The following is a 14514-nucleotide window of genomic DNA, read 5'->3' on the forward strand; positions in this document are numbered from 1 at the left end:
TTATTTTAAAAATGAAAAATAAAATTACTTTAAAAAACAAAAAACCACCTTAAATAAGATGGTTTTCAATTCATTATATTTTGATTTTATAAAGCTGGTAAAATCCTAACTTTATAAAAAACTCCTTCTTGGAAATTTAATATGTCACCCCCCAATGGGTTATTATTAATGTTCTTTGCATTAAACCTAAAAGTACCTGAAATAGTCATATTCGTTGGGTCAAATTCTGTTATTTTTATTTCTCCATCTCCAATATTTATTCCGGTAGCATAGGTCAATTCTACACCGTCTTTAGAAAATACAAAGGTAGCTTTTTTAGAATCGCTCGTACCTAACGGATAGACACCTACATTTGTTGATGTTGTTTTTAGCGTTAACGTTTCATATTGAGTAAGCGCTTCTATTACTAAAGAATTGTTTGGTCCAAGGGTTGCTCGAGAATCATTGGCTCTCCATAATACATTATCTTTAAGCCCCTGAACAGCGGGATTGTTGAATTTTACATCTTCAGTGCAAGAAGTAAAAACAACCAATAGCATTAAAAGTGATATTAAATTTTTCATTTTTTGGTAGATTTTAATATTACAAAAATAGTTTTTTAAACCAAAAATGCTAAATAAAAATCAATAAAATTCAGGGGAAATGAATTTAAGCGCCTATTTACTTTTAAATATAAAACCCCGATTAGCATCTTTGAAAAAAAATTGTATCTTTGCACCCTTAATTAACAGAGGTCGAGTACCTCAAAATTTAATCACACGATTATGTCTGTAAAAATTAGATTACAAAGACACGGTAAAAAAGGAAAACCTTTTTACTGGGTTGTAGCGGCTGATGCTCGCTCAAAAAGAGATGGTAAATACTTAGAGAAAATCGGTACTTACAATCCAAACACGAATCCTGCAACTATCGAGTTAAACCTTGATAAAGCAGTTCAATGGTTGCACAATGGTGCTCAACCAACTGATACAGCAAAAGCGATTCTTTCTTACAAAGGAGCGTTATTGAAACATCACCTTGACGGAGGAATCCGCAAAGGCGCTTTAACTCAAGAACAAGCTGATTCTAAATTAGCTACTTGGTTAGAAGCAAAAACTGGAAAAGTAGATTCTAAAAAAGAAGGTTTAACAAAAGCGCAAGCTGATGCTAAAGCCAAAGCTTTCAAAGCAGAACAAGATGTAAATGCAAAACGTTTAGCAGCTGCTGCTAAAGCGGAAGCGGATGCTATTGCTGCTGCAACTCCTGCTGTTGAAGAAGAAGTTGCTGAAGTTGAAGCTGAAGAAGCTCCTGCTGCAGAAGAAAACAACGAAGAAGCTCAAGCTTAATTATAAAAGGCGACAATGCGTAAAGAAGATTGTTTCTACTTAGGTAAAATCGCTAAAAAATTTAGTTTCAAAGGGGAAGTTCTTGCCTATTTAGACACGGACGAACCAGAGTTATACGAAAACCTGGAATCAGTGTTTGTTGAATGCAACAAACACTTGGTTCCTTTTTTTATTGAAACCAGTTCCATACACAAGAACGATTTTCTCAGAATTCGTTTTGAGGACATGAATACCGAGGAAGAAGCGGATGCCATCATGGGTAACGCGATTTATCTTCCTTTAAATATGTTGCCAAAACTTACCGGCAACAAATTCTATTTTCACGAAGTAATAGGTTTTGAAGTCGAAGACAAACGTTTAGGTGTTGTCGGAAAAATTGTTTCTATAAACGATTCAACAGCCCAACCTTTATTTGAAGTTGAAAATGGCGAGGTTGAAATCCTCATTCCAATGATTGATCATTTCCTTGTCAAAATTGACAGAGAAAACAAAAAAGTTATCATGGATTTACCGGAAGGACTTATCGAAATGTATCTTTAAAAGTCTATTTGGTTAATCGCTAATTTGGTTATTTGTAAAAAATCAAATCGTTAATCCTCAATCTTACCTCTTCATGTTTACATTCAAACAATTTAAAATTGAACAAAGTCGTTGTGCTATGAAAGTAGGTACCGATGGTGTTTTATTAGGTGCCTGGACTCCGATTGAGAATAATCCCAACAGTATTTTAGATATTGGAACCGGAACCGGATTGATTGCTTTGATGCTGGCCCAACGCAGTTTTGCCGAACAAATTGATGCTCTGGAAATTGACGAAGAAGCTTACGAACAAGCGGTAGATAATTTTGAAAACAGTCCCTGGAGCGACCGATTGTTTTGTTTTCATGCCGGTTTGGATGAATTTGTAGAAGAACCCGAAGACGAATACGATTTGATTGTATCCAATCCTCCATTTTATACTGAAGATTATTATTCCAATAACGAACAACGCGATTTGGCCCGTTTTGCCAATGCCATGCCTTTTGAAGATTTAATCGAAGCGGCCGCCATGTTTCTTTCCGAAAAAGGAGTTTTTGCTGTAATTATTCCCTTTAAAGAAGAAGAAAAGTTTATTGCTTTAGCCGATGAATGTGAATTGTATCCTATAAAAATCACTCGTGTAAAAGGAACGCCAACTACCGAAATCAAACGCAGTTTATTGGCTTTTAGCCGAACAAAATCAGATAGTTTCCCAGTTGACGAATTGGTTATCGAAACCGCCCGTCATCAATATACTGCTGAATATATTTCACTTACAAAAGATTTTTATCTGAAACTTTAATTTGCTTTCAGGATACTTCTGAACTGATACAATATCCTTTCTAACAAACGTAAATCTTCGGTTACAATCTCTGCAGAACCTGTCATTTCCTGTTGAAAAGGAATTGCTTTATTGTAATTTGTTTTCAAATTTTCCGGAAGCGAAATATCTATTAATAGATTTCCATCTTTATCGGGAACTAGAGAAATATTTTTTACTTTCCCTCTCAACACACCAAACTCCCTATCAGGAAAATTTGCCAAACGCATGTTAACTTGCTGTCCCACTTTTATTTTACCCGAATTTTGGGCAGGAGCTTTTACTTTGCCCACATACCCTTTTTCTAAAGTGGGAATTATAGAGAACACATTGTCACCGGCTGTTATGGTTTGATTTTCTGTCCAAATTTGCAAAAAAGAAACCTGTCCGGCAATGGATGATTTTAATACATAAGTCAATTCCCAATCTTTTATCACTTTTTTCAGTTGATAGAAAGACTGCATTTTATTGCTTTCCAAATTAACTTCTTCTTTAGTTCCGCTAATTCTCGTGCCTTCACTATTTCTGTTATTATCAATTAAAGAGGATTTTAATTGTGAAATACTGCTCAACAAATTTTTATAATTTTTTTGAGCCTGAAGATATCCTAGTTTTTTATTTTCAAAATCCTGGACCGACACCACCCCTTTATTCAATAAAATTTCAAATCGATTCACATCATTCTTTTGAAGTAACAATTCCGATTCATTGATACTTTTTTGCTGTTGCAAAAGACTTAAACGTTCTCTGATTTGGGCACTTTCTGAATGCTGCGCGTTATTTTCAATTTGAAAAGGATGCAAATCCTGATTGAGTTCATTTGCTATATAATCTTTTTGAAAAACCGAAAAGGCACTTTCAATATCTCCCAATTGTTTGTTTTTTAATAATTCAAAAGGAAAATCATTATTCGTAGCATTGATATTTATCGTATCGATGATGCTTTTCAATAAAAACACATCTTTATAATTAGCAGGATTTTCGATTACGGCTAAAGGTGTATTTGCTGCAACTTTAATCTTATCCATTATTAAAATAGCTTCAATTCTACCTGAAGTTTTGGCTACCAGTTTTTCGGGCGGGATGTTTGTCGTAATGACCACTTGCGTTGCAATAACATCAGGATATCTAACAAACCAAGAGACAAACAGCAGCATCAGGATGATTCCAAAAATCAAAACGGTACCCCAACGGATCATCCAATGAGGGACACGCGTGAGTATATCTTGAACCTCTTCACTTCTTAATTCGAATGTAGTAATATTTTCTGCCATGTTCTTAATTTCCTAGTTGCAATTGATTTCTAACCAATTCGAAGTAATTTCCTTTTTGTTCTACCAATGCAGAATGGTTTCCCATTTCGATAATTTTTCCTTTATCAAGCACTACAATTTGATCTGCATTCATTACCGTACTTAATCGGTGCGCAATAACTACAACTGTTTTATTTTTAAAGAAAGTGTCCAGTTTACCCATAATCTCTTTTTCATTATTAGCATCTAAGGCCGAAGTAGCTTCGTCAAAAAACAACATTTCCGGGTTTTTATATACGGCTCTTGCAATCAACAATCGTTGCTTTTGACCGGTACTCATTCCCACTCCTTCTGAACCAATTTTAGTGTTATAGCCCAATGGCAAACCAGAAATATATTCTTTTATATTGGCAACATCTGCAGCATAAACCAATCGTTCTTTATCAATATTATCAACTCCAACCGCAATATTATTGGCAATGGTATCATTAAAAATAAATCCTTCCTGCATTACGGCTCCAATATTAGCACGCCAGGATTTTTGGGCAATGTTTTTAAGTTGGGTGTTTCCTAAATTAATTTCGCCTTTATCGGGTTCGTAGAATTTAAGCAATAGCTTCATTAATGTCGTTTTTCCGCTTCCACTCACGCCTACAATGGCAGTAACTTTACGAGCAGGAATGGTTAAATTTAAATTTTCTAAGACCGGAATATCAGAACCCAAATAGCGATAAGACAAATCTTTTATTTCTATCGCACAATCTTTCGGAATATCATGTGTTTGATGGATTTCTTGTTGCGTATCGTCTTCTTTATCATGAATTTCGGATAAACGGGCTAACGATATTTTGGCATCCTGCACTTCGCGAACAAAACCGATAAGTTGTGCAATTGGGCCGTTTAAACTTCCCACAATGGAACTTATTGCCATCATCATCCCTAAGGTGATTGAACCATCGATAACCAATTTAGCAGAAAGAAAAATAATAAAAATATTCTTTAGCTCGTTAATTACTGATGAGCCAATAGTTTGTGTTTGTTCTAAAACCAATCCTTTTATAGAAACCCGAAACAATCTCGCTTGGACATATTCCCATCCCCAACGTTTTTGTTTCTCGGCATTATGCAGTTTTATTTCCTGCATTCCGTTGATGAGTTCCATGACTTTGCTTTGTTCTTGAGAAACTTCAGAAAATCGTTTGTAATCCAACTCTTCTCTTCGTTTTAAAAACAAGGAAATCCATCCGAAATACAATAAACTTCCCGTAAAAAACACGAAGAATATCTGAAGGTTATAATACGCCAAAACCCCTCCCATAACAAACATATTGATTACCGAAAACAATACGTTCAATGATGAAGTGGTCAATATTCGTTCTATACGATGATGGTCGTTAATGCGCTGCATGATATCGCCAGTCATTCGAACATCGAAAAACGAAATAGGCAGATTCATTAATTTGATAAAAAAATCGGAAATTAAGGAGATATTTATTCTTGTCGAAAGATGCAATAATATCCAGCTTCGGATGAATTCCAATCCTATTCTTCCGGCAAACAGAAAAAGCATGGCAAACAGAATCAAATAAACAAAATGTATATTCTGATTTTGAATTCCAACATCCACGATGCTCTGCATTAGAAACGGAAAAATAAGCTGCAATAAACTACTCGCTAATAAACCAATGCTCAACTGTATTAAGAATGATTTGTAACGCAATACATATTGGGATAACAAACCAAATCCCAGCCCTTTTTTATCTTCTTTATCAAATTCCGACTGGAAGAATTTTGGCGTTGGTTCAAGCAATAAGGCAATGCCTTCTTCGGTATTTTCATCTGCATTGTTTCCAATCCAGAATTTTATAAAATCGTTTTGGTTGTATTCTATTAATCCATATCCGGGATCTGAAATAAAATACTTGCCTTTTTTTATTTTGTACAATACTACATAATGCTCTTTATTCCAATGCAAGACACAGGGCAATGGCGCTTCTTCTAATCTTTTCAGATTGAGTTTTACGCCTAAAGTTCGAAAACCTATTTTTTCGGCAGCGTCACTTAGAAACAGTAAATTACTGCCTTCGCGAGTGGTTTCGCTAAAATCACGTAACTCTTGAATGTTAATGGTTTTGTCGTAATGTTTTGCTATTATTTTTAAGCAAGTAGGACCACAATCTTTAGAATCGGCTTGTATATAGTTTGGGAATTTCTTCAATTTTTTATTTTGTTTTCAAAAGTAATTTAAAAAAACTGTCTAAAAATAATTTTAGACAGTTTAGATTTAAAACATGAGAGTACTATGCTTCAGTTAGACAAATAGTAGAACAAATACTTGGGCCGCTTCCACAAGCACTTACTAACACATAATTATCACATTGGCAGTAACCACACCATACTGGCTTACCGCCATTAATTTCTTTTTGCTCAATCTTAGTTAATTGTTGAGCACCTTCCAAGTTTAAAATGTTTTTTAACATGATATTGATTTTAAAATTTGATAAATATTCAATCATTTAAAGACACTTGAAATTATGTCTGTTTTCTACTTATTTAATCGTGTAATTGATTTAAAAAATATTCTACCCAATGAATTTTATAAATTTTAATTATCCAAAATTATAAAATCGCAGAAATAGATGGTATACCATAAAAACGGTATTTTAGGCACAACAATCGATTGTGGGATTATTTGTAACAAAGTTCCCCTAGGACAAAATCTTCAGCAGTTGTGCGACTGTTCCCGATTGTTATAATAATAATTAGTTGGAAGTCCCTTCTCCACCCACACATTTACCCACTCTTTCCCCGTTGCATACAGTAATTTGGCAATAAGCACCGCCAGAACACTCAACATTAGATAGACATTGAGATTCACAAACTTTAACAACTAAACCTCCATTAATTGATTTTTGCTCATTTTTAGTTAATTTTTGAGCACCTTCTAAGTTTAAAATGTTTTTTAACATGATATAAATAATTTAATAAAATTGATTAATAACCCAATCGTTTTAAGACACTTGGATCTTATGTCTATTCTCGCGCAAGAATGTTTTTATATTTTTAAGCCTGAACTAAACTGTTGTTTTCCAAAACTTCTTTTTCTTCTGAAAAATCATTAAGAAAGTATTTCAATTCACTTATTTCATATTCATTAGGGAATAACTTGTCGTTTACAATCTTTATTGGTGTATAATTGAATTCGTTTTCTAAGCACCAAAAATATTGTTGATAAATTTGATCATTCACTTTCATGTCAATGGTATCGACTTCCCATTTTTCTTTCCAGCTTTCTAATCCCATTTTTTTTATATGCCAATCGGATATTGCCTCTTCTACCTTATCAGGATTAGAATTATTAATCGCCAATAAACGCTCCACAACTACTTTGTAGAGATTGTCATTGTTCTCCGGATTAACATTGAACAAGACATTTAAAAAAACTTTTTTTGGAAATTTTGAAACCAGTCCTAAAGCGTCTTGAAATGCAGTATGACAATGTCCGCAACTTGGGCTAATTATTATAGTGAGTTTAATATCTGCCTCACTATTACCAAATCGCAAGCCTTCCAGCCGATTCCATCCGTTTATAACAGGGATTTTATTTGACAGGGAATTAAAAACACTATAATTTCTTTTAAATTTTTTAAGCCCATTTATCTCTTTTTCGGCTTTAATTTTAGTTTCCAAGATTGGCTTTATACCCATCCAAATAGAAGCTAGAATTATGAGTGAAAATAAATATGTGGAAAAAACAGAAAAATCGATTTCAGAAGTAGGCTGCTCTATAAAACTAAAAACCAAACCCTGCATTACAAGTACAAATGAAATGGCTAAACATAATACACACCATTTTTTCAATTTCATTTTTTGCAGCCAAATAGAGTAAACAATTAAAGGGACAGCTAGTACACTTAAAAACCCTACAATTACGCTTGAATAATTCGGTTGTAATAATATTGACAGGGTACTGACGCTAAAAAACAGTAATGGTAAATCTGAAAAGTTAATCCATTTGTTAATTTCGCTTTCATCTGATTTAATAACAGAATCACATGAAGTATTATCACCAATATTGCAAAACTTTGAAACCACTTGATTTTCTATTCCAAGCTTTTCTTGAATAATGAAAATGCTAAATAGTAATCCAATTAATGAAGTTATCAGGAATACAAAATCTTTTAAATCATAATTATTGTAAATTACCGACAATAGAATCAGAACAGTTAATGGCAACAAAACTTTTAGCCATTCCTGGTTTATTTCAAATCGTTTGCTAGGAGCAACCTCATTTGTCTCAATTGCGATAATAACTTCGTTCCAATCTGTAAGGAATTCATTAAAAGACAAATTATGTTTCTCTCCTTTATCTGTCTCTAATCGTATTGAAGCACTTGTTTTTGAAACTAAAACCAAATCCTGATTGAAAATAGCCAAGAAAGAATCGGGCAATTCTACGAACTGTTCTTTCGGAACTTTTATCGCTACATTTTCTATAGATAACATATCTAATGAATCCGTGATCGCAAATACACTTGGGTAATTTGGATGCGAAAGAAATAAATCCTCAAAATGCTCTTTTTGATTTGAAAAATGATTGAGCTCTAAATACTTTTTAACTATGTTTATCATTATCTTTTTTTATAATACTGGCAAAAAAATTATCATGATGAATATCATTCAACAAATAATTCCGGAGCAAAAATGTATAGAAAAAGGGGTTAAAAAAAACGAATAGTCATAGAATATGTAAATAAAAGGACTATAATTCATAAATTATAGCTTACAAATTTATGTTTTAAAACAATAAGTGTCAGCAATTTAAAAATTATATCATCAAATTATATATCATCAAAAAATTAAACGATAATTATTCGACTATAATTTCAATAAATTTGAAAAAATAAATTAATTTAAAAAAAGATGAAAAAAGAAAAATTGAAAATCGAGGATTTCATAAACAATGAACTTAACAAAAAACATGCAATTACTGTACAAGGCGGTGGAGGCAGCGGCACTATTTCAGTTGGATTAGACCCATTTATTGAATCTGACCCTTTAACGGGTAGTAATGTTCCCTCAGGAGATATTGACCCAACCACTAATCCAAACTTACCGATCAATCAGGTGTAAATTTTAGAAATTATATTCATTGGATTAATTAAAAAAAGGGAATTAAATTAACTCCCTTTTTTTAATTTCATTAACAAACCGATAGGGTGTCATCCCTGTTTTTTTCTTGAAAGAACTAGCAAAGGAATCTGCGTTTTTAAACCCTGCACTTTCGGCTATAGCCTGGGTTGTATATTCTCTATATTTTGTGTTATTAATTATCTCGTTGATAACATAATCAATTCTTAACTCATTATAATAAACACTAAACGATTTGTTATAATTTTTATTAACAACATAAGACAAATAGGTAGTGTTGGTTTTTATTTTTTTAGCCACTTCCTGTTGTGTAAATTCAGGCTTTAAATAATACAGCTTATCTTCAAGAAACTTCAGCTGCAGCATCATTTTTTTTTCGCTATCTATACTAATTATTGATGTTCCATTTTTTGGCTTAATCTCATCATTACCAATTAAAGTATTAGTTTTAGAAAATAAATCCTGATTATTCAAATTTGATTTATTTTCCTCCAGTATTTCCGAGACTCTTTTTTCTGCTGTTTTTTTTCCTTGGTTAGTTTTTAAAAAAAGAATTATTAGACCTGCTAAGAAAATACTTAAGAATCCAAGTAACCCATTTTTAAGTAAAACTTTATTTTTATGCTCCTTTTGTAAAACAGTCATCTCTTTTTCTAAATCCTGATTGCCTAATTTATAATTGACTTCTAATGCTTCACTATTCTGTTTGAATTCATTTTTTTCAAAAATATCCAAATAAATTTTTGAATATTTTAATGCGTTTTCTGAATCCTCATAAGAATTATAAATCTTTGCTTGGAAATAATTAGAATAAATATAACATAAATGAACCATATCAGATTCTGAATTATACAAAGAATCTACTTTCTTAAAATAAACTAATGCTTTATCATATTTTTTTTGATTATAAAATAAATATCCTAAATTGAAATTCGCACTATAATACTCTTTTTGAAAATTATTTTCTTTTGCAAAAGTTAAAATATTATAATATACTTTGGAAGCTCTGACGAAATCGTTTTTCAGCAAATAAATGTTTCCAATATTTTTTTGGGCTTTTAATTTGTTTTTAAAAATATCTTTAGAACAAAATATTGTTTTATTATAATAATAAAATGCTGAATCTAACAAATGCTCTTTATCCTTATTTTTAAAATAATATTTCTCATAAAATATCCCCAGATTTAAATTTATATTACTCTTGTTTTGAGAATATTGACTATCTGAGAATAAATATTTATTATTATCTACAATGCTATTTGATTCCCTATACGTTGAAATTGCTTTTTTATAATTTTCAACATCACTATTAATAATCGCTATATTATTATTTATCTTGACAATTTGAACAAGATCACCTATCTCCTCAGAAATTTTTTTTGCAATAAAATATTTATCTAATGCTTTAGAAAACTCCCCATTTTTCCAATCAATAATTCCGCCATAGTTATATATATAGGATTCGTTTTGTGTTTTTAGATATGAATTAGGTGCACTATCAATCAATTTTAAAGCATGAATATAATGTTTTTTAGCATTATTGAAATTTCCTTTTTCAGCATACAGATATCCTTTTACTCCAGACACAAAAGCTTTGTGAACGATGTTATCAGATTTATCAATTTTAGCAGCGTAAAAAAAAGAACTGTCAATATGAGAATTAAAATGAGATCTTACTTTATCTTGCAAAGAAACATACTCCTTATTAGATAAAGTGCCTTTATTTTGAGAGAAAACGGTTTGTGTAATTAAAAAAAGAAGACCGTATGTAAAATATTTCATGGACGTTGTGTTTTTAAGGCCCTGAGCCAATCCGAAAACTAGGTTATAAGAAATTTTAATAAAACAGATAACATCTTATTCGATGAACTTTCACGAATAATTTTATCAAAACCCATTTTATAAAATAATGCCGAAATTATAACAATTGTTCGTAGAATAGTTAAATTTCTTTGCGTAAATTTGCACCGATTAAAAAACTATCCAAATGAGACCAGACTTATTTCAAGCTCCTGATTATTACTTACTAGACGATTTATTGTCAGACGAACATAAATTAGTGCGCGATTCTGCACGTGCATGGGTTAAAAAAGAAGTTACTCCTATTATTGAAGAGTATGCCCAAAGAGCCGAATTCCCAAAACAATTGGTTAAAGGTTTAGCGGAAATTGGTGGTTTTGGCCCTTATATTCCTGTGGAATATGGTGGTGCGGGATTAGACCAAATATCTTATGGATTAATCATGCAGGAAATTGAGCGTGGTGATTCTGGGGTTCGTTCTACTTCATCTGTGCAATCTTCTTTGGTAATGTATCCCATTTGGAAATACGGAAATGAAGAGCAAAGAATGAAATACTTGCCAAAATTAGCGACAGGTGAATTCATCGGTTGTTTTGGTCTGACAGAACCTAATTACGGTTCTGACCCGGGAAGCATGATCACCAATTTTAAAGACATGGGCGACCATTATTTATTGAACGGTGCTAAAATGTGGATTTCTAATGCGCCTTTTGCTGACATCGCAGTGGTTTGGGCAAAAGATGAAACAGGAAGAATCCACGGATTAATCGTAGAAAGGGGTATGGAAGGGTTTACTACTCCTGAAACACATAACAAATGGTCATTAAGAGCTTCTTCTACAGGAGAATTGATTTTTGACAACGTAAAAGTTCCTAAAGAAAATTTGTTGCCAAACAAATCTGGATTGGGCGCGCCGCTTGGTTGTCTTGATTCAGCGCGTTACGGAATTGCCTGGGGTGCTATTGGTGCTGCCATGGATTGTTACGATACCGCTTTGCGTTATGCAAAAGAAAGAATCCAATTCGACAAGCCAATTGCTGGAACACAATTACAACAAAAGAAATTAGCCGAAATGATTACCGAAATAACCAAAGCACAATTGCTGACTTGGAGATTAGGTGTTTTGAGAAATGAAGGCAGAGCTACAACTGCACAAATCTCTATGGCAAAAAGAAATAATGTGGACATGGCAATCAATATTGCTCGTGAAGCACGTCAAATTTTAGGCGGAATGGGAATTACAGGTGAATATTCTATTATGCGTCACATGATGAACTTAGAATCAGTAATTACTTACGAAGGAACGCACGATATTCACTTGTTGATTACAGGTATGGATATTACAGGAATTCCTGCTTTTAAATAAGCTTCAACAAGTATTAAAAAAAGTATAAAAAGCTTCTTGGAAACGAGAAGCTTTTTTAATTTTGTATTAAACTAATGTTATGAATATTAAAACTATAAACGAAAATATCCAGCCCCAAAAGGATATTTTATTGCAACACCCACTTTACAAAAAAGTACAAACTATTGACGATTTACATCATTTTCTTGAAAGCCATGTGTACGCCGTTTGGGATTTTATGTCACTTTTAAAGGCTTTGCAATCCAAACTAACATGCACCACAACGCCTTGGTTTGCCACCAGCAATCCAGAAATTCGTTATTTAATCAACGAAATAGTGCTGGCCGAAGAAACCGATTTGACTATTGACGGTCATCGCCAAAGTCACTATGAAATGTATATTGAAGCAATGGAGGCCTGCGGTGCCAATACATCTGAAGTCGCGCATTTTTTATCTGAAGTACATTCGTTACAAAATATATTTGTGGCTATAAAACAAAGTGCTTTACATCCAAATATTAAAGCGTTTTTAGATTTTACTTTCAGAGTAATCGAAGAAGGCAAGTCGCACAAAATTGCGGCCGCCTTTACCTTTGGAAGGGAAGATTTGATTCCATCAATGTTTACCGAAATTTTGAAAAACTTTGAAGCTAATTTTCCGGCAACCGATTTAAGCAAATTAATTTATTATTTCGAAAGACATATCGAATTGGATGCTGACGAACACGGTCCAATGGCAATGCAAATGGTTACTGAGCTTTGCGGAACCGATGCACAGAAATGGAAAGATGTGGAAAGCATTTCCATTGAAGCGTTAGAAAAACGCATTGGCCTTTGGGATGCTATTGAAGAAACAATTATGATGAATGTAGCATTGGCTTAGAAACAATTCGCCCAAATAAACGTAACTATTATTTAGAAATGAATTAAATCTAATTTCAAAATAATGAAAAACAATTCCTTAAATAGGTACCGATGAAAAAATAGCTTTATTGGCTATTTTTTTTATCTTTATTTTTTAAAATAAATAAATGTCATCCCAAGAACGATTAACCAGGGCTTACAAAGAAGCACAAAGAATTCCTTTTGACAATCAATCAAAATTTATACTTTTTAGTGACTGTCACAGAAGCGACAACAGTTTTGCTGATGATTTTGCGAGCAATCGAAATGTGTATTTTCATGCGATGACCCAATATTATAACGATGGATTTACGTATTGTGAGTTGGGTGATGGCGATGAATTATGGGAAAATATTTTTTTTAAAACCATTTTCGAAGCACACAAAAACGTATATCTTTTGCTTAAAAAATTTCACGATTCCGGCAGATACCTAAAAATTTGGGGGAATCATGAAATGACTTTTAGAGATAAAGATCATGTAGAAAAAACGCTTACGACCTATACAAACACCCAAAATGATAAGCTTGAACCTTTATTCACCGGCATTAAATGCCATGAAGCTCTTGTTTTAGTTCATCGGGAAACCAAACAAGAATTGTTTCTAACCCATGGTCATCAAGCCGATTTTATGAATTATGTACTCTGGAAAATCAACAGATTCATGGTGCGCATTTTATGGAAACCGTTACAAATTTGGGGAATATCCGATCCTACAAGCCCTGCCAAAAATTATTTGGAACGGATAAGAATCGAACTGCGCATTAAAAAATGGATTGAAAACAACAATCGCAAAATTACCATTGTGGGCCATACGCATCGCCCTAGTTTTTCATATCCAAATGAAAAAAGAACCCCTTATTTTAATGACGGAAGCTGCGTGCATCCCAGGAGTATCACTGGAATTGAAATTGTAAATGGAACGATAACACTTATAAAATGGTTTATAGACACTCAGGAAAATGGTATTCTTCAGGTTGTAAGAGAAGTGCTTGAAGGTCCAGCCAATCTAGAAGATTATAAATAAAAAAAGCGTTTGCCTCGGCAAACGCTTTTTCATTAATATTCTGGCGCTAACTCTATTTCCAATCCATTTAAATCTTCGGAAAGGTGAATTTGACATCCAAGTCGGCTACTTGGTTTTACATTAAAAGCTTCCGAAAGCATCGCTTCTTCATCATCGCCCATTTCCGGCAAAGCAACCTCGTTTATAACATAGCATTGACAGGAGGCACACATGGCCATACCTCCGCAAATCCCAATAGTTCCCTCCGGAGCAAGTTCATACATACGAACGAGTTCCATGACATTCATATTCATGTCGGTTGGCGCTTGCACTTCGTGGGTTACCCCTTCTCTGTCTGTAATTTTTATTGTGACGTCTTGTGACATATTATAAT

The 14514-nt window shown here is 33.1% G+C and carries 15 protein-coding genes; 7 read left to right on the forward strand and 8 right to left on the reverse strand.

Annotated features, from left to right (window positions below; genetic code table 11):
* Positions 1–86 precede the first annotated feature (86 nt).
* Positions 87–563 carry a DUF6252 family protein gene (locus tag VI621_RS00255; RefSeq protein WP_324216381.1) on the reverse strand — a complete coding sequence of 159 codons (477 nt, stop codon included), beginning with the start codon at positions 561–563 and terminating at the stop codon, positions 87–89.
* A 201-nt stretch (positions 564–764) separates the two neighbouring features.
* Between VI621_RS00255 and VI621_RS00260 the strand changes: the two genes are divergently transcribed.
* From VI621_RS00260 to VI621_RS00270, 3 genes are all read left to right on the forward strand, one after another.
* Positions 765–1325 carry a 30S ribosomal protein S16 gene (locus VI621_RS00260; protein ID WP_324216382.1) on the forward strand — a complete coding sequence of 187 codons (561 nt, stop codon included), beginning with the start codon at positions 765–767 and terminating at the stop codon, positions 1323–1325.
* Positions 1326–1340: 15 nt separating this feature from the next.
* Positions 1341–1865, forward strand: a complete 525-nt coding sequence (gene rimM / locus VI621_RS00265) for a ribosome maturation factor RimM (protein ID WP_324216383.1) — start codon at positions 1341–1343, stop codon at positions 1863–1865.
* Positions 1866–1938: 73 nt separating this feature from the next.
* Positions 1939–2646 (forward strand): tRNA1(Val) (adenine(37)-N6)-methyltransferase, encoded by a 708-nt coding sequence (locus VI621_RS00270; RefSeq protein ID WP_324216384.1) that lies wholly within the window; start codon positions 1939–1941, stop codon positions 2644–2646.
* Here VI621_RS00270 and VI621_RS00275 read toward each other — a convergent pair.
* From VI621_RS00275 to VI621_RS00295, 5 genes are all read right to left on the reverse strand, one after another.
* Positions 2643–3938 (reverse strand): HlyD family secretion protein, encoded by a 1296-nt coding sequence (locus VI621_RS00275; RefSeq protein ID WP_324216385.1) that lies wholly within the window; start codon positions 3936–3938, stop codon positions 2643–2645. The two genes, VI621_RS00270 and VI621_RS00275, sit on opposite strands and share 4 nt — an antisense overlap.
* Positions 3939–3942: 4 nt before the next feature.
* Positions 3943–6135 (reverse strand): peptidase domain-containing ABC transporter, encoded by a 2193-nt coding sequence (locus tag VI621_RS00280; RefSeq protein ID WP_324216386.1) that lies wholly within the window; start codon positions 6133–6135, stop codon positions 3943–3945.
* Positions 6136–6217: 82 nt separating this feature from the next.
* Entirely contained in the window at positions 6218–6433 is a 216-nt protein-coding gene (locus tag VI621_RS00285) for a hypothetical protein (RefSeq protein ID WP_324216387.1), read from the reverse strand.
* Between the two features lie 246 nt (positions 6434–6679).
* The gene (locus VI621_RS00290) at positions 6680–6886 is read right to left on the reverse strand and encodes a hypothetical protein (protein WP_324216388.1); all 207 of its coding nucleotides are present in this window, start codon (positions 6884–6886) and stop codon (positions 6680–6682) included.
* A 94-nt stretch (positions 6887–6980) separates the two neighbouring features.
* Positions 6981–8549, reverse strand: a complete 1569-nt coding sequence (locus VI621_RS00295; RefSeq protein WP_324216389.1) for a vitamin K epoxide reductase family protein — start codon at positions 8547–8549, stop codon at positions 6981–6983.
* A 291-nt stretch (positions 8550–8840) separates the two neighbouring features.
* On the opposite strand from VI621_RS00295, the gene VI621_RS00300 reads away from it, so the two are divergent.
* Entirely contained in the window at positions 8841–9050 is a 210-nt protein-coding gene (locus tag VI621_RS00300) for a hypothetical protein (RefSeq protein ID WP_324216390.1), read from the forward strand.
* A gap of 42 nt (positions 9051–9092) precedes the next feature.
* Here the strand turns inward: VI621_RS00300 and VI621_RS00305 are convergent, their stop codons facing one another.
* Positions 9093–10850 carry a helix-turn-helix domain-containing protein gene (locus VI621_RS00305; RefSeq protein ID WP_324216391.1) on the reverse strand — a complete coding sequence of 586 codons (1758 nt, stop codon included), beginning with the start codon at positions 10848–10850 and terminating at the stop codon, positions 9093–9095.
* Positions 10851–11055: 205 nt separating this feature from the next.
* On the opposite strand from VI621_RS00305, the gene VI621_RS00310 reads away from it, so the two are divergent.
* From VI621_RS00310 to VI621_RS00320, 3 genes are all read left to right on the forward strand, one after another.
* Positions 11056–12234 (forward strand): acyl-CoA dehydrogenase family protein, encoded by a 1179-nt coding sequence (locus tag VI621_RS00310; RefSeq protein ID WP_324216392.1) that lies wholly within the window; start codon positions 11056–11058, stop codon positions 12232–12234.
* 79 nt (positions 12235–12313) lie between these two features.
* Positions 12314–13096, forward strand: a complete 783-nt coding sequence (locus VI621_RS00315) for a DUF3050 domain-containing protein (protein ID WP_324216393.1) — start codon at positions 12314–12316, stop codon at positions 13094–13096.
* Positions 13097–13244: 148 nt separating this feature from the next.
* Positions 13245–14141, forward strand: coding sequence for a serine/threonine protein phosphatase (locus tag VI621_RS00320; protein ID WP_324216394.1), 897 nt, complete (start codon positions 13245–13247; stop codon positions 14139–14141).
* Between the two features lie 32 nt (positions 14142–14173).
* On the opposite strand, the gene VI621_RS00325 is transcribed toward VI621_RS00320, so the two are convergent.
* Positions 14174–14506, reverse strand: a complete 333-nt coding sequence (locus tag VI621_RS00325) for a ferredoxin (protein ID WP_324216395.1) — start codon at positions 14504–14506, stop codon at positions 14174–14176.
* Between the last annotated feature and the right edge of the window lie 8 nt (positions 14507–14514).

Source organism: Flavobacterium sp., assembly GCF_035292545.1.
In the GTDB taxonomy this organism is placed as follows: Bacteria; Bacteroidota; Bacteroidia; order Flavobacteriales; family Flavobacteriaceae; genus Flavobacterium.

What these genes read in the sequence shown, in the direction of transcription:
- rimM (WP_324216383.1), top strand. Translation starts at nt 1,341, where the DNA reads ATGCGTAAAGAAGATTGTTTCTACTTAGGTAAAATCGCTAAAAAATTT.
- VI621_RS00275 (WP_324216385.1), bottom strand. Translation starts at nt 3,938, where the DNA reads ATGGCAGAAAATATTACTACATTCGAATTAAGAAGTGAAGAGGTTCAA.
- VI621_RS00325 (WP_324216395.1), bottom strand. Translation starts at nt 14,506, where the DNA reads ATGTCACAAGACGTCACAATAAAAATTACAGACAGAGAAGGGGTAACC.
- VI621_RS00295 (WP_324216389.1), bottom strand. Translation starts at nt 8,549, where the DNA reads ATGATAAACATAGTTAAAAAGTATTTAGAGCTCAATCATTTTTCAAAT.
- VI621_RS00260 (WP_324216382.1), top strand. Translation starts at nt 765, where the DNA reads ATGTCTGTAAAAATTAGATTACAAAGACACGGTAAAAAAGGAAAACCT.
- VI621_RS00285 (WP_324216387.1), bottom strand. Translation starts at nt 6,433, where the DNA reads ATGATTGAATATTTATCAAATTTTAAAATCAATATCATGTTAAAAAAC.
- VI621_RS00305 (WP_324216391.1), bottom strand. Translation starts at nt 10,850, where the DNA reads ATGAAATATTTTACATACGGTCTTCTTTTTTTAATTACACAAACCGTT.
- VI621_RS00320 (WP_324216394.1), top strand. Translation starts at nt 13,245, where the DNA reads ATGTCATCCCAAGAACGATTAACCAGGGCTTACAAAGAAGCACAAAGA.
- VI621_RS00270 (WP_324216384.1), top strand. Translation starts at nt 1,939, where the DNA reads ATGTTTACATTCAAACAATTTAAAATTGAACAAAGTCGTTGTGCTATG.
- VI621_RS00315 (WP_324216393.1), top strand. Translation starts at nt 12,314, where the DNA reads ATGAATATTAAAACTATAAACGAAAATATCCAGCCCCAAAAGGATATT.
- VI621_RS00255 (WP_324216381.1), bottom strand. Translation starts at nt 563, where the DNA reads ATGAAAAATTTAATATCACTTTTAATGCTATTGGTTGTTTTTACTTCT.
- VI621_RS00310 (WP_324216392.1), top strand. Translation starts at nt 11,056, where the DNA reads ATGAGACCAGACTTATTTCAAGCTCCTGATTATTACTTACTAGACGAT.
- VI621_RS00300 (WP_324216390.1), top strand. Translation starts at nt 8,841, where the DNA reads ATGAAAAAAGAAAAATTGAAAATCGAGGATTTCATAAACAATGAACTT.
- VI621_RS00290 (WP_324216388.1), bottom strand. Translation starts at nt 6,886, where the DNA reads ATGTTAAAAAACATTTTAAACTTAGAAGGTGCTCAAAAATTAACTAAA.